This is a genomic window from Staphylococcus sp. HMSC072E01 (genome assembly GCF_001814125.1).
GTDB lineage: Bacteria > Bacillota > Bacilli > Staphylococcales > Staphylococcaceae > Staphylococcus > Staphylococcus hominis.
This window is the reverse complement of the sequence record NZ_KV814990.1, coordinates 65,616-86,161: the sequence shown is the minus strand read 5'-3', so window position 1 is coordinate 86,161 and position 20,546 is coordinate 65,616. Positions and strand designations below refer to the sequence as shown.

General features: G+C 32.8%; 20 protein-coding genes. 13 read left to right on the top strand and 7 right to left on the bottom strand.

The features are described from left to right. The first annotated feature begins 150 nt into the window (after positions 1-150). The 5 genes from lnsB to HMPREF2953_RS08915 all read left to right on the top strand — a co-directional run bounded on the left by lnsB (position 151) and on the right by HMPREF2953_RS08915 (position 4,633). Entirely contained in the window at positions 151-933 is a 783-nt protein-coding gene (lnsB, locus tag HMPREF2953_RS08935) for a CPBP family lipoprotein N-acylation protein LnsB (protein ID WP_070672941.1), read from the top strand. Between the two features lie 22 nt (positions 934-955). Then, positions 956-1,765, top strand: coding sequence for a CPBP family intramembrane glutamic endopeptidase (locus tag HMPREF2953_RS08930; protein WP_070672939.1), 810 nt, complete (start codon positions 956-958; stop codon positions 1,763-1,765). A gap of 129 nt (positions 1,766-1,894) precedes the next feature. Continuing rightward, complete coding sequence (locus HMPREF2953_RS08925; protein ID WP_017175003.1) at positions 1,895-2,557, top strand: ABC transporter ATP-binding protein; 663 nt, start codon at positions 1,895-1,897, stop codon at positions 2,555-2,557. Beyond that, on the top strand, positions 2,550-3,326 hold the full coding sequence (gene fetB / locus HMPREF2953_RS08920; protein WP_048682571.1) for an ABC transporter permease: 777 nt from the start codon (positions 2,550-2,552) through the stop codon (positions 3,324-3,326). The genes HMPREF2953_RS08925 and fetB overlap by 8 nt, the downstream gene beginning before the upstream one ends. 131 nt (positions 3,327-3,457) lie before the next feature. Beyond that, positions 3,458-4,633, top strand: a complete 1,176-nt coding sequence (locus HMPREF2953_RS08915; RefSeq protein WP_070672937.1) for an MFS transporter — start codon at positions 3,458-3,460, stop codon at positions 4,631-4,633. Positions 4,634-4,681: 48 nt separating this feature from the next. On the opposite strand, the gene HMPREF2953_RS08910 is transcribed toward HMPREF2953_RS08915, so the two are convergent. From HMPREF2953_RS08910 to HMPREF2953_RS08900, 3 genes are all read right to left on the bottom strand, one after another. After that, positions 4,682-6,031, bottom strand: a complete 1,350-nt coding sequence (locus HMPREF2953_RS08910) for a carboxylesterase family protein (RefSeq protein WP_070672935.1) — start codon at positions 6,029-6,031, stop codon at positions 4,682-4,684. 101 nt (positions 6,032-6,132) lie between these two features. Further along, complete coding sequence (locus tag HMPREF2953_RS08905) at positions 6,133-7,776, bottom strand: APC family permease (RefSeq protein WP_049334705.1); 1,644 nt, start codon at positions 7,774-7,776, stop codon at positions 6,133-6,135. Positions 7,777-8,050: 274 nt separating this feature from the next. Then, a complete protein-coding gene (locus HMPREF2953_RS08900) occupies positions 8,051-9,106 on the bottom strand; it encodes a 2,3-butanediol dehydrogenase (RefSeq protein WP_049334846.1) in 1,056 nt (351 codons plus the stop codon). Positions 9,107-9,552: 446 nt separating this feature from the next. Between HMPREF2953_RS08900 and HMPREF2953_RS08895 the strand changes: the two genes are divergently transcribed. From HMPREF2953_RS08895 to HMPREF2953_RS08880, 4 genes are read left to right on the top strand one after another with little or no spacing between them, the layout of a single operon-like run. After that, positions 9,553-10,851, top strand: coding sequence for a betaine/proline/choline family ABC transporter ATP-binding protein (locus HMPREF2953_RS08895; protein WP_070672933.1), 1,299 nt, complete (start codon positions 9,553-9,555; stop codon positions 10,849-10,851). Next, positions 10,851-11,486, top strand: a complete 636-nt coding sequence (locus HMPREF2953_RS08890) for an ABC transporter permease (RefSeq protein ID WP_017174996.1) — start codon at positions 10,851-10,853, stop codon at positions 11,484-11,486. The genes HMPREF2953_RS08895 and HMPREF2953_RS08890 overlap by 1 nt, the downstream gene beginning before the upstream one ends. 24 nt (positions 11,487-11,510) lie before the next feature. Next, positions 11,511-12,449: an osmoprotectant ABC transporter substrate-binding protein gene (locus tag HMPREF2953_RS08885; RefSeq protein ID WP_070672932.1), complete on the top strand. Its 939-nt coding sequence runs from the start codon at positions 11,511-11,513 to the stop codon at positions 12,447-12,449. Positions 12,450-12,451: 2 nt separating this feature from the next. Then, entirely contained in the window at positions 12,452-13,129 is a 678-nt protein-coding gene (locus tag HMPREF2953_RS08880; protein WP_070672930.1) for an ABC transporter permease, read from the top strand. A 63-nt stretch (positions 13,130-13,192) separates the two neighbouring features. Here the strand turns inward: HMPREF2953_RS08880 and lrgB are convergent, their stop codons facing one another. Continuing rightward, the gene (gene lrgB / locus HMPREF2953_RS08875; protein ID WP_048762187.1) at positions 13,193-13,894 is read right to left on the bottom strand and encodes an antiholin-like protein LrgB; all 702 of its coding nucleotides are present in this window, start codon (positions 13,892-13,894) and stop codon (positions 13,193-13,195) included. Continuing rightward, positions 13,894-14,349, bottom strand: coding sequence for an antiholin-like murein hydrolase modulator LrgA (lrgA, locus tag HMPREF2953_RS08870; protein ID WP_049416301.1), 456 nt, complete (start codon positions 14,347-14,349; stop codon positions 13,894-13,896). The genes lrgB and lrgA overlap by 1 nt, the downstream gene beginning before the upstream one ends. Before the next feature lie 45 nt (positions 14,350-14,394). Here lrgA and HMPREF2953_RS11505 point away from each other — a divergent pair, with 45 nt between their 5' ends. Next, complete coding sequence (locus HMPREF2953_RS11505) at positions 14,395-14,559, top strand: hypothetical protein (RefSeq protein ID WP_176746048.1); 165 nt, start codon at positions 14,395-14,397, stop codon at positions 14,557-14,559. A 25-nt stretch (positions 14,560-14,584) separates the two neighbouring features. On the opposite strand, the gene HMPREF2953_RS08865 is transcribed toward HMPREF2953_RS11505, so the two are convergent. Together HMPREF2953_RS08865 and HMPREF2953_RS08860 are read right to left on the bottom strand one after the other, a co-directional pair. Continuing rightward, entirely contained in the window at positions 14,585-15,355 is a 771-nt protein-coding gene (locus HMPREF2953_RS08865; protein WP_070672928.1) for a response regulator transcription factor LytR, read from the bottom strand. Then, the gene (locus HMPREF2953_RS08860; RefSeq protein ID WP_070672926.1) at positions 15,356-17,110 is read right to left on the bottom strand and encodes a sensor histidine kinase; all 1,755 of its coding nucleotides are present in this window, start codon (positions 17,108-17,110) and stop codon (positions 15,356-15,358) included. Between the two features lie 264 nt (positions 17,111-17,374). On the opposite strand from HMPREF2953_RS08860, the gene HMPREF2953_RS08855 reads away from it, so the two are divergent. From HMPREF2953_RS08855 to HMPREF2953_RS08845, 3 genes are all read left to right on the top strand, one after another. Then, on the top strand, positions 17,375-18,775 hold the full coding sequence (locus HMPREF2953_RS08855) for an MFS transporter (protein ID WP_070672924.1): 1,401 nt from the start codon (positions 17,375-17,377) through the stop codon (positions 18,773-18,775). Positions 18,776-19,028: 253 nt separating this feature from the next. Next, positions 19,029-19,961 carry a 2-dehydropantoate 2-reductase gene (locus HMPREF2953_RS08850; protein ID WP_070672921.1) on the top strand — a complete coding sequence of 311 codons (933 nt, stop codon included), beginning with the start codon at positions 19,029-19,031 and terminating at the stop codon, positions 19,959-19,961. A gap of 100 nt (positions 19,962-20,061) precedes the next feature. Further along, positions 20,062-20,535: a DUF1440 domain-containing protein gene (locus HMPREF2953_RS08845; RefSeq protein WP_002454890.1), complete on the top strand. Its 474-nt coding sequence runs from the start codon at positions 20,062-20,064 to the stop codon at positions 20,533-20,535. The last annotated feature ends 11 nt before the right edge of the window (positions 20,536-20,546 follow it).

Here is a 20,546-nt window from a genome sequence, read left to right as displayed (position 1 = left end):
ATCTTACATCAAAAAATTTTATTTACAAATATAAATAAATAGATTTAATATTTATCTTTAAATATCAAATTATGGAAAAGTTAGAATCTCTTATGACAATAATGTTTTTAAATGATAAAGTACTATATGCGTAGATAGTTGAGGTGATATATGAAAAAAGAAAAAGATGTGATCACACAAGTGGTATCAAAAAATCGATGGAGTAGTCCTAAAATAATAAAAAAGGATTTTCTACTCATTCCTTTATTTATCTTTTTCCAAATTTTAACGCCTATTATTATTGTTTTTGGCGTATTAGGTGTGACGGCTATGGTTACCCAACAACCACCGCCATCTTATTTATATAATGTGATGCTAAGTCTAAGTTTTGTGATTGCCCAATTTATTGTGTTAGGATTATTTTTTACATTACACAAATTTTATATTGCGAGTGTTGTACGACGACAATATCGTATTGCGATTCATCAGTATTTGAAATTTATGTTCATCATCGTAATGGTTAGTGTGATGTTATATTATGGTTTTAATGCATTGGCACACATATTACCGCATCCTTTTGGCTACGTAGACACACAAGCACAACGTCGTTTAGAAGGATTGTTTATTCATCCAAGTGCACTGATATTCACTTTTATTTCAGTAGTATTATTACGCCCCTTAATTGATGAGTTACTATTTCGTCATCTATTGATTCATGAATTAGGTAAAAAATTTAATCTTTTAGTAATGATGATTGTTAGTGTGTTAATAGAAACTATTGTCCAAGTATATGATTTAATTTCAATATTGGAAGCCATACCTTACATGATTATTTCAATAGGTGCAGTGATGGTATATATGAAAAGTGGGAAAAATTTAGCAGCGTCCTATCTTTATCATAGTACTGTACAACTCATCATATTTATTATTACAATGATTGATAAGCTTGTTTAAATAGAAAGAATAGGAGAGTTATATGACTTCGGAACATAATGATACATACTACCAAACCTCAGAGCAGCGACCGATAAGAAATGAATTTGATTCAAAACGTATTGTTAAACGTGATTTTTGGCTCATACCTACATATTTAGTCATGAATATTGTTTTTCCGTTGATTCTTACATTTATTGTGATGGGAATAATTTCAGGCATCACAGGAGGTCATATATCGGAAAGTAAGTTTACAAAATATTATTTAGGATACGCCCAAGTCTTTACGTTAATTGGTCAATGTCTTGTATTAGTAGTCTTTTATTTAATGCATCGCAAAACCATTATTCCTATTGCCATCTCACGTTTCAAAGCTTTAAAAAAACATATCCCACTCATTATTATTATGATGGTGGCCCTTTATGTGTTGCAAGGGGCATATGGTTATTTAGTAGAATTTTTACCGAAACAATATCAGTTTGATGATACAGAAAATAACAAAATGATTATTAAAATGTTTGAAATCAATTGGCTTTGGCCTGTTTTATTTTTAGATATTGTGATTATTACACCTGTTGTAGAAGAATTATTATTTAGACATTTGTTGATTCATGAGTTAGGTAAAAAATTAACGTATGGTGTGATGTATGTCGTGTCAGTACTCGGATTTGCAGGATTACATATGACAAGTGCATCATCACCATTTGAAGTTGGTCCTTATATAATTATGGCTACAGGATTTGTTGTGGCATATCACTTAAGTGGTCGAAATTTAGCGATGACGATTACCCTACATATGATAAATAACTTTGTTTCTTTTATAGCGATTATGATGAGTATCATTTGGGGTTAAGGGTAAGAGGTAAAGTCATTGAAATTCAAAAAATAGTAACATTGAATTTCATTACTTTGCCTCTTTTTTTGTTATGATAAAAAAGAATATGTCATCCCATTAAAAAGTAAAGATAAGGAGGAAACGCTTGTGTTATTAGAAGTAAAACATCTGACCTACAAAGCAGATCAACGAACGATACTCAATAATATTAATTTTAAATTAGATCAAGGTGAAACCGTTGCAGTGGTTGGTCCTTCTGGAAGCGGAAAAAGTACATTCTTAAAGCAACTCAACAATTTAATTAGTCCGACTGAAGGAGAATTATTATTTAAAGGAAAACCATATGATGAGTACAGTCCTGAAGAATTACGTTCTAAAATTAGTTACATGATGCAACAAAGTGAATTATTTGGAACGACAGTAGAAGATAATATGGCTTTCCCAGCATTAACGCATCATGATCAATTTGATGAAGATAAAGCGAATGATTTACTTAATAAAGTCGGCTTGTCAAACTATAGTCTAGATTCAAAAGTAAAACATATGTCTGGTGGAGAACGTCAACGTATTGCTATTGCACGCCAGTTAATGTATCAACCAGAGATATTACTCCTAGATGAATCAACGAGTGCACTTGATACGCAAAATAAAGAAAAAATTGAAGATATTATCTTTAAATTAGCAGATGAAGGCGTCGCTATATTATGGATTACGCATAGTAATGATCAAAGTATGAGAAATTTCCAAAGAAGAATTACTATTAAAGACGGTCAGATTACAAATGAGGAGGTGTTAAGTCATAATGAGTAATACAGCGCTTTGTTTAACAGCATTATTATTATTAATTCCTATTATTATTTCATATAAAGAAGGCTTACATATTATCAAAGATTTAGTCGTTGCTTCGATTAGAGCAGTAGTTCAATTATTAATTTTAGGATTGATATTAGAATATATTTTTAAAATTGATCAAGTATGGATATTATTGATTGCAGTATTAGTCATTATTATTAACGCTTCTTGGAATACAATTCATCGTGCATCGCCTGTTATGCATCATGTGTTTTGGATTTCTTTTGTTTCTATATTTATATCAACAGCAATTCCATTAGCATGTGCAGTGCTTGCTGGTGCCATCGATTTTAAAGCAAATGATGTCATTCCTATCGGCGGTATGCTTGCAAATAATGGTTTAATTGCCATTAATTTGGCATATCAAAATTTAGATCGTGCGTTCGTTCGAGATGTAGATGATATTGAATCTAAGTTAACATTAGCAGCAACGCCAAAGCTTGCATCTAAAGGGGCGATTCGTGAAAGTATTCGTTTGGCGATTGTTCCAACAATCGATTCTGTAAAAACATATGGATTAGTGTCTATTCCGGGTATGATGACAGGATTAATTATTGGAGGTATGGCACCATTACAAGCCATCAAATTCCAATTACTTGTTGTGTTTATTCATACTACTGCAACGATTATGTCTGCATTGATTGCAACGTATTTAAGTTATGGTCAATTCTTTAATGCACGTCATCAACTCGTAGCACGTACAACGAATATAAAAGACAATAACTAAATCTCAACGACACATTTTTTCGCACAAAAGTTTAAGAAATTATTATATAATGAAACAGTTACGAATGATAAAGGTTACCATTGCGTAACTGTTTTTTTATACCAAAATATAGAAAGAAAGGAGTTCTATGCATGTCTGTCATGCGAGTGGCAACCTTCATTATTAGTGTGTTTATCGTCGGTATGGTTGAGATGATGGTTGCAGGAATTATGAATTTAATGAGTGGAGATCTCGGTGTCTCTGAAGCAATTATTGGTCAGCTTGTGACTTTATATGCATTAACATTTGCTATTTGTGGCCCCATACTTGTTAAGCTTACAAATCGCTTTGCAGTACGACCGGTCTTATTATGGACACTCGTTGCATTTATTATTGGAAATGCCATGATTGCGATGGCGCCTAACTTTACTATTTTAGTGATTGGACGTATCTTATCTTCAGCAGCAGCGTCACTCATTATCGTTAAAGTCTTAGCTTTAACAGCGATGTTAACGATACCTAAAAACAGAGGAAAAATGATTGGTGTCGTTTATACTGGATTTAGTGGGGCTAACGTATTTGGCGTCCCGATCGGTACGATGATTGGGGATGCAATAGGTTGGAGATTTACGTTCTTATTTATTATTATTGTGAGTGTGATCGCCGGTGTACTGATGATGGTGTATTTACCATCAACATCAGAATTAAATCAAGTTCAACGTCAATGGGGTTCAACTTCAAATAAACAGCCAAATACATCTAAAATTTTAAGACCGGTGGAGGTAGTCAAATATTTAGCAATTACTTTTTTAATTTTAGTAGCAAATTCTGTGACATTTGTTTATATTAATCCTCTTATTTTGAATCATGGTCATCAAATGGGATTTGTATCATTGGCGTTATTAGTGAATGGGATTGCAGGAGTGATTGGTACGTCGTTAGGTGGCATATTAGCAGATAAACTTAGCAGTAAACGTTGGCTAATCATTGCCTTTTCTATTTTTATAGTTATGATGTTGATAATGAATCTTATTTTGCATACTGTTACCCTATTATTAATTGGATTGTTTATATGGAATATTGTACAGTGGAGTACCAACCCAGCAATTCAAAGTGGTATAATTGAACATGTTGAAGGTGATACGAGTCAAGTGATGAGTTGGAATATGTCGAGTCTGAATGCGGGAATAGGATTTGGGGGCATTATTGGAGGACTCGTTGTTTCAAATATCTCTGTTCAAGCAGTCACGATTGTGAGCGCGATGGTTGGAGCTATGGGTCTTATTATTGTCTTAAGTTTAAAAAATATGTCTTATATGAGACATTAAAGAGGAAGTGGAACAGAATTCATTTTGAATTCATTGTTCCACTTCTTTTTATTTATATATATAACAATAAGGTGTTTGAGGAGAATAAGATGGCCACGGCATAGTGTGGTATGTCGCAAAATAGATTAAATCATCTATCATGTGTTTACTGAGATGACGTTCATGTTCTAATGAGTTCACACCATGCGCTTTTAAAATCTCTAATTTTCCAAACCAAAACACTAAATCTAAAATATGATAAGCAGATTGAAACGGTGATGCATTAGAAAGGCACCAGTCAAAACGTAACTTCCAACAATGGGGATTGTTGTCAAGTTGATTTAAAAATGAAATTGTAGGTGTTTCGAAATAATGCGTTGTCACCATACGGGCTTGGTCTTTACCAGTTTGAGCTTGGGAAATGTGAAGGTGTATATCATTTAATTTCATGACTTCCACAAAGCGCTCAGATGATAGTTTTCTAGATTCATTACGAATATAGATATTGCCTTCTTCTTTCGTAGTACCTATAACAACCGGTTTAGTAAATTGAGAAAGAGGACGAGACATGTTTGACTCTTGAATAGGTGCATAAATCAATTCAAGACCTTTTGATTTCCCGCGTGATGCTTCATCATAAGCCATTAATGATAATATATCTAAAGTTGTTAAGTGAGTCATTCTTTTTTTAGGACAATAGGTATCTTTCAGATAGGCAAAATGAGCTGCTTTCTTTTGTCCTAATAAATGAGAATCAAGACGTAGCGTTCCACTTAATAACATCACTTGATGATAGTATTTGTCTAATTCTGGTCGTTGCATTAATGCCATAATACTCATACTGCCAGCAGACTGTCCCATTAATGTTATATTGTTTGAATCTCCACCGAAATATTTAATAAACGTATGTACCCATTGGAGTGCATTAATTTGATCAGACAAACCATTGTTTTTATTATAATCGCTATTGAAGTAAGACCAGTCTAAAAACCCTAAAGCACCTAAACGATAATTAAACGTAATGACAATGACATCATGTTGTGCAACAATATGTTCAGGTGTATAAAGTTCCTGAGAACCATGTCCGTTCACAAAGCCACCACCATAAAAGTAGATAATGACAGGCTTATTGTTATATTGATTGTTTTGACACCAAATATTTAAATATAAGCAGTCTTCACTTTGGTTAAATAATTGAGCATGTGATGAGAAGAAGGTTTCGAGTTTGTTGTACGGTTGTGGTGGTATAGATTTAAACGATGTTGCTTCAATGGTCTTATCCCAAGTTTTTAAGCATTTCGAGTGTTTAAATCGATGTTCATTGATAGGTTTATCAGCATAGGGAATCCCAAGAAAGTAATTAATTTTCTTTTTAGTATAGCCTTTAATATCTCCGCCATGTGTTTTAATTAAAGTCAACAGTATCATCTCCATACTTATCTTATATCTAATATAACATTAAAAAAAACGTCTGAAACAAGGTGAGACTATTCTCTAACTTGTTTCAGACATTTGAATGATTATTCGTTACCTTTAGCAGCTGCTTCAGCTTCTTCTGGTGAACCGTCTTTCATTTTTTTATTGATTTTCTTAGCACGTTTGAAGTAAATACTATTGAAGTGACTTGAAGAACCAATTTTATAAAAAATGAGGGACAACACTATAATAGCAATAAAGTCATATGGGTAGTGAATCCAGTTCATACCTTTAAATTCTTTACTACCTATAAATGACATAGCAGCTAATAAAATAAGATAGACAATAATCCATAAGCTACCGCCAATTTGCTTTTTAGTATTTTTCCAATTCATTTTATATTCATAGAAGAAGTAAATTGGTAAACCTAAAATAATGATTAAAATAACTTCTGCTGTAGTAGGCCACATTGCCCAATAAATGGCCAATGATGCTAATACAAATGATAAAGGTGCCATGATTTTTAATAATTTTCCACGGAAAGGACGATGCAATTTAGGTCCCATTTTACGTAACGCAATAACGGTAGTAGGGCCTGTAAGATAGGCTACTAATGTTGCAGTTGAAATAACAGCTGCAAGTACGCCCCAATCACGGAATAACGTTACCATGATAATACTCATGACAGCATTAAATGCAATCGCAACACGTGGAATGTTATATTTTGAATTAATTTTTCCTAAGAATTTAGGAATATGACCATTTTTTTCCATAGCGCTTAATACACGACCAGTAATGGCTACAAATGATACACCAGTACCAAATGGAGATACTACGGCTTCAATATAAAGTAAAATGGCTAACCAATTAATACTTAATAAAATTGCCATGTCTGCAAATGGTGAATTAAAGTTAATACCGTGCCAACCATGTGAATGAATCATTGATTGTGGCATTGAAGTAATAAATGTACTTTGTAATATAATGTATAAAATTGCACTTAATGTTAGTGAAATGGCGATACCACGTGCAATGTTTTTCTCAGGATTTTTAATTTCTGAGCCCATATTAATGATCGTTTGGAATGCATTAAATGAGAAGATAATACCTGATGTTGTTGTTGCTGCAAAGATAGGTGCACTACCATATGGCATAAATGTATTCAAGGAATGACCATAGTTTCCTGCATCAAACCCTGAGATCGTTAACATAATAATTGTTAGGAGTGGCACACCTAATTTAAATACAGAAATTAAACTTGTAAAAGATGTTAATAATTTTACAGACCAATAATTTAATAATGAAAAGACAATAATGATAATGTAAACAACAAATAAACCAACTGTGCTTACAGAACCATTATGCATCAATGCCTGAGTTGGCTTAGCCCAGTCCCAAGGCCAAGAGCTGATATATTGGACTGCAGATACTGCTTCAATTGGAATAATCGTTACGAGTGATACCCAATTTGCCCATGCAGCAATAAAGCCAAGTAATGACCCATGTGTATATTGAGCATAGTTACTCATGCCACCAGATTGTGGAAACATTGTTCCTATTTCAATATAGTTATAAGAAATCGTTCCAATAACTATGAAGCCTATGACCCATGAGAAAATGGATGCTGGTCCAGCGACTGAAGATGCTTCCCATGCTCCAAAGAGCCAACCAGAACCAATTAACGAACCTAAACCGAGTAACACGAGTTGCGTTAAGCTAATTTTATTATCGTTTTTATTCTTTCCCATAAATACTCCTTTTAATTTATTTTATTTTTTATAAAAAAACTACGATATAATTATACGCTTATCATTTAATTAGTCAAACTAAATATTTAGGAGATTTCAAAATATTATTAAAAGGAGTTTATTAGATTTTTCTACAATATAATGATGATAATGTTATGAAAAAGTGTGTAGTGAAACCGATGTAGAGATGATAGGCATAAAATCGTATGATTTGAAATAATACAAAAAAACCCTGTAAAGAAGGAAAACTTCTTTACAGGGTTAAAACATTTAATTAATATTTTTGGTCACCATTTAATTTAACTAGGATTTTAGCTTGTGATTTATCATTCACTAATTGATTGAATCCTGATTCAACGATGTCAGCTAATTCAATTTTATCTGTTACAACGCTCTTAACATCTAAGCTGCCATTTGCGATTAAATCAATTGTTTGTTGGAATGTTGTTGGTGTATAAGCAATAGTAGACGTTAATTTAACACCAGAGTTTGTCAATAACATTGGATCAAAGTTAACTTCGTGTGCAAAGATTGAAACAATGACAACACTACCTCTTGGGCGTGTTACTTTTACAGATTGTGCTAATGTTACTCCAACACCAGCTACTTCAAAGGTTACATCTACACCGTTTTCAGTATGTTCGTTTACGAATTCTAGTGGATCAGTATGACCAGAGTTTACAACGTGAGTTGCGCCCACTTCTTTAGCTTTAGCTAAACGTTCTTCTGATAAATCAAATACAAAGATTTTACTAGCACCAGCTGCTTTAGCTGCAACGACTGTTAATAAACCAATTGGACCTGCACCAAAGATAGCCACTGTATCACCAAATAATAAGTTACCTTCTTTAACAGCTTGCACTGCTACTGCTGTTGGTTCAACTAATGCACCTTCTTGAGCAGACACATTTTCAGGTAAGTGATACACATTGTCTTCAGGTGCATTAGTAAATTCAGCGAAACCACCATCTGAACCCAATCCGATGAATGTATACCCATCGTATAAATCTAGATTTTCTTCTTTTTCACGTGCAGAAACAGTTGGGTTTACAACGACACGGTCGCCTTTTTTATATTTTGTAACGTCTTTCCCCACTTCTTCAACGATACCTGAGAATTCATGTCCTAAAGTTACAGGTGCTTTTTGACCTAAGAATGGATCAGGTTTGTCAGTTGAAATAAATACTGGGCCTTCTAAATATTCGTGTAAGTCAGTACCACAAATACCAGCCCAAGATACTTTAACTTTTACCTCGTTATCTTTTAATTTTTTTGGTTCACGATCTTCAACGCGAACATCTTTTTGACCATACCATACTGCTGCTTTCATGATATATAACATCCCTTTCATAATAAAAACACTTTACAATTATAGATTAATACGAGTAACTCAGAAATTCAAATATATATAAATGAATTGTTACACACTTTAGAAAAATTTGACAATTTTGCGAATTTTAATTGTAGGCAATATAAAAAGGCTAGAATGTACTGTCTACAATGAATAGTTGTATATAAGGAATATTAAAATTAAAAACTTAAAAAAATAATTAGGTAAAAAAATTAATTATTACGTATAAATAATGTTTCAAAAAATTATAAAGGGTATATAAGTATAGGTGGTGGAATTTTAACGATTTCTATTAAAATTCAATTTTTTAAAACTTTATTACGCAATGGCCATATGGTTCTTGATTGAGACAATCAAACATAGAATACTTTGGCTTTTTTGTATTTAAAATTTTCCATCATTAATACGATAGAAGGGGACATCCTATGACGCTTAGTATAAAGAACCTTACTAAAATTTATTCTGGAAATAAGAAAGCAGTCGATAATATTTCTTTAAATATTGAAGCTGGAGAATTTGTTGCATTTATTGGAACAAGTGGTAGTGGTAAAACAACAGCATTAAGAATGATTAATCGCATGATTGAACCTACAGAGGGTTCAATTGAAATGAATGGTAAAGATGTACGTAGCATGAATCCAGTAGAATTACGTCGTAGTATTGGATACGTGATTCAACAAATTGGATTAATGCCACATATGACTATCAGAGAAAATATTGTGCTTGTTCCAAAACTTTTAAAATGGTCTAAAGAAAAGAAAGATGCTAAAGCAAAAGAGTTGATTAAATTAGTCGATTTACCTGAGGATTATTTAGATCGTTATCCGTCTGAACTGTCGGGTGGACAACAACAACGTATTGGTGTAGTTAGAGCGCTTGCAGCAGAACAAGACATTATTTTGATGGACGAACCGTTCGGTGCATTAGATCCTATAACTAGAGATACGTTACAAGATTTAGTTAAAGATTTACAAAAAAAGTTAGGAAAAACGTTTATTTTTGTAACTCATGATATGGATGAAGCGATTAAGCTAGCAGACAAAATTTGTATTATGTCGAAAGGCCAGATCGTTCAATATGATACACCGGACAATGTTTTAAGATATCCAGCAAATGATTTTGTTAGAGAATTTATTGGACAAAATAGACTGATTCAAGATCGACCAAACATGAGAACGGTTGAAGATGCAATGATCAAACCCATTACGATTCAAGCTGACGATTCTCTTAATGATGCAGTCAATATTATGAGAACCCATCGTATAGACACTATTTTTGTAGTGAATAATAAACATCGTCTTTTAGGTTTTTTAGATATTGAAGATATAAATCAAGGATTACGTCAAGGTAAAGAATTAATTGATACGATGCAGCGTGATGTTTATAAAGTACATATCGATTCAAAACTACAAGATTCAGTACGAACTATTTTAAAGCGTAATGTACGTAATGTGCCTGTAGTAGATGATCATCATACATTAATTGGACTGATTACACGAGCAAACTTAGTAGATATTGTGTATGACTCCATTTGGGGTGAAGAGAATGAAACGAGTCACTCTTCTAAAACCTATTCAAATGAAGTTGAGCGAGAGAATGAACGTCAAAATGAAACGCAACAACGTTTAACATCGCAAGGTACACAACGTTATCATGAAGATATTATGAACGGAACAGATAGAGAACATACCCATCATACTGATGATACGGGAGTGGATCGTTAATGAGAGACTTTTTTGCACAATACGGAGAAGAACTCGTATCGAAAACGATAGAACATTTCTATATTTCTATTATTTCGTTACTTATTGCTATTGTCGTAGCTGTACCACTTGGTATTTTATTATCAAAAACAAAACGTACGGCGAATGTTGTATTGACTATTGCAGGTGTACTTCAAACGGTACCAACACTTGCCATTTTAGCGCTTATGATTCCAATTTTTGGTGTAGGTAAGACACCAGCAATTGTAGCTTTATTTATCTATGTATTATTACCTATCTTAAATAATACAGTATTAGGAGTTCAAAATATTGATAAAAACATTATTGAAGCTGGAACAAGTATGGGGATGACAAAACTTCAATTAATGAAAGATGTGGAATTACCCCTTGCCTTGCCATTAATTATTAGTGGTATACGTCTTGCAAGTGTATATGTCATTAGCTGGGCTACACTTGCGAGTTATATTGGTGCAGGTGGTTTAGGTGATTTAGTATTTAATGGCTTAACTCTCTATGAACCACCAATGATTATTAGTGCTACAATTTTAGTGACTTGTTTAGCACTAATTGTGGATTTCTTATTATCTTTAGTTGAAAAATGGGCTGTACCTAAAGGACTTAAAGTATCTAGATAGTTTAAAAGGGAGGAATGAACAGCTATGAAAAATATTAAATATATATTTATCGTTCTTGCATTGTCTCTCGTCGTATTATCTGGATGCGGCTTACCCGGTTTAGGTGACAGTAATTCGAAAGACAGTGTGAAAATCACAGCGACTGAAAGTAGTGAAACCAAAATAGTAGCAAATATTGAGAAATTAATGATTGAACATTATACAAATGGAGATATCAAACCAATCATTATTGGAAATTTAGGTTCAAGTATTGTTCAACATAATGCACTTATGCGTGGAGATGCTAATATGTCAGCGGTGCGTTTTACAGGAACAGAGTTAACCAGTGTACTTGATGCACCCCCAACTAGAGATGCGAATAAAGCTATGGATGAGTCACAGCGATTATTTAAAAAGAAATATAATCAAAAATATTATCATTCACTTGGCTTTGAAAACACGTATGCGTTTATGGTAACAAAAGAAACTGCTGATAAATATCACTTAGAAAAAGTATCAGACTTAGAAAAATATAAAGATCAGTTACGCTTGGGTATGGATACTCAATGGATGAATCGTGCCGGAGATGGATACCCAGCTTTCCAAAAAGAGTATGGCTTTAAGTTCAAAAGTGCACGTCCAATGCAAATTGGTTTAGTGTATGATGCACTTAAAAACAAAAAATTAGATATTGCCGTTGGTTACTCCACAGACGGACGTATTGCGGCATATAATTTGAAAATCTTAAAAGATGACCGTAACTTTTTCCCACCATATGATGGTAGTCCGTTAGCCACAGAAGAATTAATTAAAGACCATCCAGAGATTGATAAAGCTTTAACAAAACTAGAAAATACAATAAGTACAAAAGAAATGCAAAAACTGAATTATGAAGCAGATGGAAAAGGAAAAGAACCAGCCGTCATTGCAGAAGAATTTATTAAAAAACATAACTATTTTGAAGATAAGAAAGGTGGTCAATAACAGTGAAAGGGAATGTGTTAAGTTCGCTTTATGAATATTACACTTTGAATTTTGGCTATCTGATGGAACTCTTTTTTAAACATTTATTAATGTCTATATATGGAGTATTGTTTGCCTGTATTATTGGCATTCCAATTGGTATTTTAATTGCACGTTATTCAAAAATAGCATGGCCAGTGATTACTATTGCTAATATTATTCAAACCGTGCCAGCCATTGCAATGCTTGCTATACTGATGTTGGCGTTAGGGCTCGGTCCATCAACGGTTGTATTTGCAGTATTTTTATATGCCTTGCTACCGATTATTAAAAACACCTACACAGGTATGACAGAGGTTGACTACAATATTAAAGACGCAGGTAAAGGTATGGGAATGACTAATAACCAAGTTATGCGTATGATTGAGCTTCCACTATCGTTATCTGTGATCATCGGTGGTATTCGTATTGCACTTGTTGTAGCAATAGGAATTGTTGCTATTGGTTCATTTATTGGCGCACCGACGTTAGGAGACATTATTATTCGTGGAACCAATTCTACTGATGGTACAGTCTTTATTCTTGCAGGTGCGATTCCAATTGCATTAATTGCTATTTTAATTGATATTGGTCTACGTTTATTAGAGAAAAAATTAGACCCCACACATCGTTCTAGTAAACGAGTACAAAGTTTAAGATAAATTAAAAGCGTTGCTTAGACGATGACTAAGTTGTTACTTAGTTCGTCAGCAACGCTTTTTTTATTAGAATAATAGTGAAGCAAGTGGTGGTACGATTACAACAATAATCACACCTACAATCACTACTGCAATACTTCCCATTGATTCTTCTGTTTCTCCTAGTTCTTTAGCAGCGGCAACACCAAGTGTGTGTCCACTTGTACCAAGAGCTAAACCACGTGCAATTGGATTTGAAATTTTAAACATTTTTACAATTTTGCCACCTAATGCTGAAATAACGACAGCGTTAAGGATAACTGCTAATGATGTTAATTCTTTTACGCCACCGATACCGTCAGATACTGGTAAGGCAATCGCAGTTGTTGCAGCTTGAGGTAACATAGACGCACTAATTTGATCACCTAAGTGGAATAATGTTGCAACTAAATAGATTAAGATTAAAGCTACTAGTGTACCCACAGCAATACCACCAAAAATTTGTAACCAATACTTTCTAAGTACATGACGTTTTTTATAAAGTGGAATCGCGAAACTAATTGTTGCAGCTTCTAAGAAGAAGTTGATAATATCTCCACCAATTTTATAGTTATCGTAACTAATACCTGTTACTTTTAAAAAGACAATTCCTGCCACCATCGCTACAAATAAAGGTGCCAGTAGGAAAAAGCCATTTGTTTTTTTATAGAAATATTGTGCAATAATATATGGAATTAATGAAACTAAAATACCAAAATAAGGTGTTGTAATACCTAAGTGATCAACCATTAGTTTTCCTCCTTAAGTCGTGTTTTTTCATTTTGTTCTTCAGTAGGGAATAATGTTTTTGTTACAAATAATTGTGATACATAGCCCACACTGACTAATAATAATAATGTTGAAATAATAATTAATAGAATAATTAAAATTGGATGTTGACTTAAAAGTGGTAATGAATTAATAACTGATACACCGGCTGGTACGAATAAGAAGCCGATATTATTTGTTAGAGCGGTTCCCACACCCTCTACTTGACGTAATTTTACGACTCCTGAACTTAATAAAATAAATAATAGTACGAGTCCGATTACCGATGCAGGCATTGGAAACGGAATAAATGATTCAATAATTTTTGAAACAAATAATACAGCAACAATAGTTAATACTTGGATAAAGAAATTGTAAGTTTTACCTGCTTTCTTATCTCCCTGAGTATTAGCGGTAGTTGAATTGTTTTTCGCCATATTGATACTCTCCCTCTTTTTCTTTTCTCTTGATAGTAGTATAAAATGAAACCGCTTTCTTTAGTTGGATTTAGAAGTGAGTTACGAAAATTAATAGGTGAGTTGCAGTATTTTCCAGTTGAAAATCAGAAAGTGTTTATAGAACAACAAATAAGCTATGATGTCATTAAAACAGCTTTTAATCTAACACTTGATTATATGAAGCGTTAGGTTAAAAGCTAACTTAGAATAGATATTAAACAAGACCAATTTCTTGTTTGAATGATTTCATAAATGAACGACTAACTTGAAATTTGACATTCGTTGTCATTGTCACTTGATACGTATAATTAAACCATTGTTCGACACTTTCGATATACTGCTTATTAATAATCGTAGCCCTATGGATTTTTATAAACAATTGCTTAGGTAATTTCTTCTCATAATAATTGAGTGGTTCTGTCGTTTCATATGTTTTTTTTAAAGTCGTAATAGTCGAAATTCCGTTGTTCACAGAAATCGCAACAATATCGTCTAGATTAATGACATAAATACGTTCATCCACTTCGATAGGAAGTACACTTTGATTATTATTATAAGAAGAAGTACTCGTTTGTGATTGTGGAGAGTGAATAGGATCAGACAATGTTTGAACCTGTTGTTTAGCGTTTAATAATCGTTTTACTTTTTGAACTGCTTGTTCAATCCGTTCTAATTCAAAAGGTTTTAATATATAATCCACTGCATCTAATTCAAATGCCTTTACTGCAAACGTATCATGTGCCGTAGCAAAAATGATATAAGGGGGGTGTTGCATTTTTCGAATTTTATGAGCTAAATCAATCCCATTCTCATCCATTAAATTAATATCTAAAAATACTAAATCATAGGTATGACAGAGTAGTTTTTCTAAAGTTTCTTCAATATTTTCAGCTTCATCGATTATTTCGAAACTAGATATTTCATTTAATAAGTAATGTAATTCATTACGTGCTAATGGCTCATCGTCAACAATAAGTGTCCTCATTTAACGTTCCTCCTTTATTAAATGGTATGGAATCATACAGGATACTGTTGTTCCATGATTAGATGTATCAAAGTGTAACGTTGCACTAGAACCATATAAACCAGTGAGGCGGCGATTTAAGTTTTCTAATGCACTGCCAGTTCCAGTGTCTGAAGCTACACTGATTTGTCCAAGTGAGGGTAATTTTTCAGGCGCTATACCATGTCCATTATCACTAACTGATATTTTTAATGAGGTTTCTTTGTATTGAACGTCTACACAAACAATGTTATCTTTTCGTCGATGTTTGAATGCGTGTTTAATTGCATTTTCCACCAAAATTTGAATGATAAATGGTGGAATTAGCACTTGTTTATAGACATCATCAATATGATATTTAATTGTAAATCGATCTGGAAAACGTGCTTGTTCTAATGATAAATATGCTTTGACTTGTTGTAATTCTTTTTCTAAAGTAATCGTACTATTACGCGCACCTTGTAAGTTTGATCTGAAAAATTGGCTCAATTGCAAAAGTAACTTGCGTGCTTTTTCACTGTCAATACGTACGAGTGCTGAAATGGTATTAATCGCATTAAAGAAAAAGTGTGGATTAACTTGAGCTTGTAGAGACTTAATTTCAGCATCTCGTAACAATTTACTTTGCGTTTCGGCAAGTCCCAATTCTAATTGACTTGAAAAAATATCTGCTAAACCTCGAGCAAGTTGTTTAGTTGATGTCGTAATATGATTATAGTCTGTAAAATAAAATTTTAAAGTACCTGCGACGTTTCCATTCGTCATTAAGGGGATAACGATAGCTTCTCGAAGTGGACAATTCGGATTATTACATCCAATGTCCTCTTTTGAATTGGCTTCTTTTAATTGACCTGTGCGTATGACTTCTTTAGATAAATTAGTAATGATTTCTTTTTTAGCGACATGATGATCGCTACCCGCACCTACGTGTGTTAAAATATCGGTTTTATTAGTAATTGCCACAGCAGATACTTTCATTAGTCTCAGTATAATTTCAGCTACAGGACGAGCTGATTTTTCATTTAATCCTGAACGAAAATAAGGTAGTGTTTTGTTTGCTAATTCAAGGACGTCATGAGTTTGAATTGCACGTGTTTGTTCTTCTTGTTTTAAAGTAGACAGAATAATAGATAAAAATAACGCAGTTCCAATACTATTAATTAATATCATCGGTAAAGCAATAAATTTTACCAATGACCAAGCATTAGAAACATCATCAGCAAAAATTAAAATACAAGCCATCTGAATACTTTCGTTTATTAATCCAATCATTGCACCTATTAAAACAGTTGGATAACGATTATGTCTCATGGTGCGATATCCATAAAATCCAGAAATTAATGCAATGATGACTGATGAAAATAGGTAAGTATAAGCATTTGCTCCACCAATGATGATTCGTGATAAGCCCGAAATAATACCAACGATAATCGCCACAAAAGGACCACCAATTAAACCAGACATTCCAATCGTTAATACTCGTGTATTCGCAAGTGACGTTTCGTTATTTAGATGATAGTAAATATTACTAGAAATAATTTTGCCATGCTCAATTTCAATTCCAGTAAAGTTAGAAATAATTGCGAATAATGAAAATAAAATGGTGAGTTCTATTTGAGAACGTAATTTTTCACGTGCACTCATAATCGTCTTGAAGTGATTAATATTCATTAAAATGTAAGCAATAATAATAATTAAGCCCACACGTTCAAGTAATAAAATAAATAAATTAAACATTTTTGCACCTATTAAGTATATTAATAAAATTTAAAAGTTTTACTACACTTTTTATTATAGTATGGAAAATTTAAAGTTGATAGTTTAAAATGTTTACTTATAAATACTTAGCACTTAATTTATATTAAATGATAATTTATTTTGGAAAATAATATTTAAAAAGAAAAAAAGATTTTTATATCCCATTATAGTAAGCTATGATAAAATTTTAATGTAGTTTAAAATTATATAGTTTTTGGGCAAAGTAGGAGGAATTTTTTTATAATGGAGTCTTCAAAAGAATTTAAGGGAGATAATCGGTTACTCGTTGGAATTATTATTAGTGTATTAACATTTTGGTTGTTTGCGCAATCGTTACTTAATATTGTGCCCACACTACAATCATCATTTAATACCGATTTGGGTACCATTAATATTGCAGTGAGCTTATCTGCCTTATTTTCTGGTTTGTTTATTGTAGGTGCTGGAGATGTTGCTGATAAATTTGGTCGCGTCAAAATGACTTATTTGGGACTAGGCTTAAATATCATTGGTTCATTATTATTGATTATTACACCAGTTCCATGGTTATTACTGATTGGACGTGCTTTGCAAGGTTTATCAGGTGCATTCATTATGCCATCAACTCTTGCGATAATTAATGAATATTACATAGGAAAAGAAAGACAACGTGCATTAAGTTTTTGGTCTATTGGTTCATGGGGCGGAAGTGGAATATGTTCATTGTTCGGTGGATTTATCGCTTCAACAATAGGATGGCAATGGATTTTTATTATTTCTATTGCTTTGTCGATACTTTCATTTTTCTTAATTAAACACACACCAGAAACAAAAAATGAACCAGATACTGATACAGACAATAGCGGTTCAAAATTTGATGTTATAGGTTTGATTTTATTAGTTATTACATTATTAAGTGTCAATGTGATGGTAACACAAGCATCTGATCGTGGATTATTATCATCTGTCATTCTATCATTATTTGGAATATTTTTAATTGCTGGTATATTCTTTGTTCTTCGTGAATTTAAAACTGAGAACCCACTTGTTGATTTTAGTTTATTTAAGAATAAAGGATATAGTGGTGCTACACTTTCAAACTTCATGTTAAATGGAGTAGCAGGTGGTACGCTCATCGTAGTAAATACATACTACCAAAGTCATTTAGGTTTCACTTCATTACAAGCAGGATTAATCTCTATCACTTATTTAGTAGCAGTTCTTGTAATGATTCGTGTAGGTGAAAAACTATTACAAAAATTAGGTGCTAAAAAGCCATTGCTCATAGGTAGTGGATCTACATTTTTAGGGTTACTACTTTTATCACTAACCTTCTTACCTAATTTGTTTTATATTATTTCAAGTATTATTGGTTACCTACTATTTGGTATTGGGCTCGGTATGTATGCAACACCATCTACAGATACAGCAGTTGATCAAGCGCCAGATGATAAAGTGGGGGTTGCCTCTGGATTGTATAAAATGGCTTCATCATTAGGAAATGCATTTGGTGTAGCTTTATCAAGTACGATTTATGGTGTTTGTGCAGCGAAAATGAATTTAGAACTTGGTGGTTTGGCGGGCGTACTCTTTAATGCCATCATCGTTTTAACTGCTTTCTTTGTCATTTTCTTCTTAATTCCAAGTAAAACTAAACGTGCTTAATTAAAACTGGATATTCATACCATTTAAATCTGAGGTGCGCTAGAGTGCCTCAGATTTTTTTATTGATAAAAAAATAAATGTAAACATAATAATGAATACTTATACAGAGTGATAATGACTTCTACGTCAATTATTGAAAAATAAAATTAGTTCTAATTTTATCAAATTATTTAGAATATTCTGTTTATATTATTGACGATATTTTATTAAAGTAGTATTTTAAAAATAATATTAAAAGAAGGAGTCGAATGTTATGAAAATAGCAATTGCTGGTTCAGGAGCGTTGGGAAGTGGTTTCGGTGCAATGTTATACCGCCAAGGTAATGATGTTACACTCATTGATGGTTGGGAGCCACAAGCAACAGCTGTAAAACATGAAGGTTTACATATTGATATAAATGGAGAAGACTATCATTTAAACATTCCTATGTATCAAGATACAGAAATACCAAGTGATCTTCAATTTGATATTGTATTTTTATTTACAAAAGCTATGCAACTTGAGAGCATGTTAACACATATCCAGCCACATATTCATGATACAACAATTATGGTGTGTACAATGAATGGTTTAAAACATGAAGACCGTATTGTAAATTATGTAGATAAATCACGTATTGTTCGTGGTGTAACTACATGGACGGCCGGATTAGAATCACCTGGACATACTCATTTAATGGGTAGTGGTCCAGTAGAGATAGGTTCTCTTGTGCCAGAGGGACAGAATAATGTTGAAGTGATATATAATCTATTAGAACAAGCAAAACTTAATCCACATAAAAGTGAAGACTTGCAACAATCTATTTGGAAGAAGATTTGTGTAAATGGTACGGCAAATGCGCTATGTACCATTTTAGAATGTCGTTTATCAACATTAAATGAAAGTGAATACGCAAGAAAACTTGTATATGACATTACTAAAGAGATAGTAGAAGTTGCTACTGTTGATGATGTACATTTAAATGCAGATGAAGTCTATCACTATCTTATCGATTTAAATGATAAAGTAGGTCCACATTTCCCATCAATGTATCAAGATTTGATTAATAATAATCGACGTACTGAAATTGATTACATTAACGGAGCAGTGGCTCGCTTAGGTTCAGAACATCATATCGATGCGTCAATTAATCAATTTGTAGCGAACATGGTACATGCCAAAGAAGAGCAATGTCAAGCTAAGTAAATAGAGTGCAAAAGTGAGTTAAAAGTGATTAACTCACTTTTTAATTTGTAATCATTAAGGGTAAATATAATATATAGTGAGATAAGGAGTTGTGAAATTAATGAAACAATCAACAAAAAGAGTTATCATGACGGGCGTTATTGGTGGATTATTAAGCGGTGCAGTTAAAATGGGATGGGAAGCACTCATCCCTCCTAGAACACCACAACGTGAAGAAGAACCACCACCAATGACATTACTGCATAAATTGAATTTACCTGACAATGTTAAACATGCTACGTACCGTTATAACGAGAACGATATACCTATAACTGTCATGGGCATTCATTATGGCTTTTCAATTGCAAATGCTATCGTATATGGATTACTTGCTGAAAAGTGTCCAAAAGTGACGACATTAAGAGGCACATTCTTCGGTATTTTGATTCATATTGCTTTTCATGAATATATACTACCTAAATTAAATCTAACACCACAAGTTAAAGATTTACCTAAAGAAGAACGCATTTCAGAATTATTAGGTCATATTGTTTGGATGAATACGATTGATTTAATACGAAATAGTCATCGATAAATAAAAAAGGA

What these genes read in the sequence shown, in the direction of transcription:
- lnsB (WP_070672941.1), top strand. Translation starts at nt 151, where the DNA reads ATGAAAAAAGAAAAAGATGTGATCACACAAGTGGTATCAAAAAATCGA.
- HMPREF2953_RS08930 (WP_070672939.1), top strand. Translation starts at nt 956, where the DNA reads ATGACTTCGGAACATAATGATACATACTACCAAACCTCAGAGCAGCGA.
- fetB (WP_048682571.1), top strand. Translation starts at nt 2,550, where the DNA reads ATGAGTAATACAGCGCTTTGTTTAACAGCATTATTATTATTAATTCCT.
- HMPREF2953_RS08915 (WP_070672937.1), top strand. Translation starts at nt 3,458, where the DNA reads ATGTCTGTCATGCGAGTGGCAACCTTCATTATTAGTGTGTTTATCGTC.
- HMPREF2953_RS08905 (WP_049334705.1), bottom strand. Translation starts at nt 7,776, where the DNA reads ATGGGAAAGAATAAAAACGATAATAAAATTAGCTTAACGCAACTCGTG.
- HMPREF2953_RS08900 (WP_049334846.1), bottom strand. Translation starts at nt 9,106, where the DNA reads ATGAAAGCAGCAGTATGGTATGGTCAAAAAGATGTTCGCGTTGAAGAT.
- HMPREF2953_RS08895 (WP_070672933.1), top strand. Translation starts at nt 9,553, where the DNA reads ATGACGCTTAGTATAAAGAACCTTACTAAAATTTATTCTGGAAATAAG.
- HMPREF2953_RS08890 (WP_017174996.1), top strand. Translation starts at nt 10,851, where the DNA reads ATGAGAGACTTTTTTGCACAATACGGAGAAGAACTCGTATCGAAAACG.
- HMPREF2953_RS08885 (WP_070672932.1), top strand. Translation starts at nt 11,511, where the DNA reads ATGAAAAATATTAAATATATATTTATCGTTCTTGCATTGTCTCTCGTC.
- lrgB (WP_048762187.1), bottom strand. Translation starts at nt 13,894, where the DNA reads ATGGTTGATCACTTAGGTATTACAACACCTTATTTTGGTATTTTAGTT.
- lrgA (WP_049416301.1), bottom strand. Translation starts at nt 14,349, where the DNA reads ATGGCGAAAAACAATTCAACTACCGCTAATACTCAGGGAGATAAGAAA.
- HMPREF2953_RS11505 (WP_176746048.1), top strand. Translation starts at nt 14,395, where the DNA reads ATGAAACCGCTTTCTTTAGTTGGATTTAGAAGTGAGTTACGAAAATTA.
- HMPREF2953_RS08865 (WP_070672928.1), bottom strand. Translation starts at nt 15,355, where the DNA reads ATGAGGACACTTATTGTTGACGATGAGCCATTAGCACGTAATGAATTA.
- HMPREF2953_RS08860 (WP_070672926.1), bottom strand. Translation starts at nt 17,110, where the DNA reads ATGTTTAATTTATTTATTTTATTACTTGAACGTGTGGGCTTAATTATT.
- HMPREF2953_RS08855 (WP_070672924.1), top strand. Translation starts at nt 17,375, where the DNA reads ATGGAGTCTTCAAAAGAATTTAAGGGAGATAATCGGTTACTCGTTGGA.
- HMPREF2953_RS08850 (WP_070672921.1), top strand. Translation starts at nt 19,029, where the DNA reads ATGAAAATAGCAATTGCTGGTTCAGGAGCGTTGGGAAGTGGTTTCGGT.
- HMPREF2953_RS08845 (WP_002454890.1), top strand. Translation starts at nt 20,062, where the DNA reads ATGAAACAATCAACAAAAAGAGTTATCATGACGGGCGTTATTGGTGGA.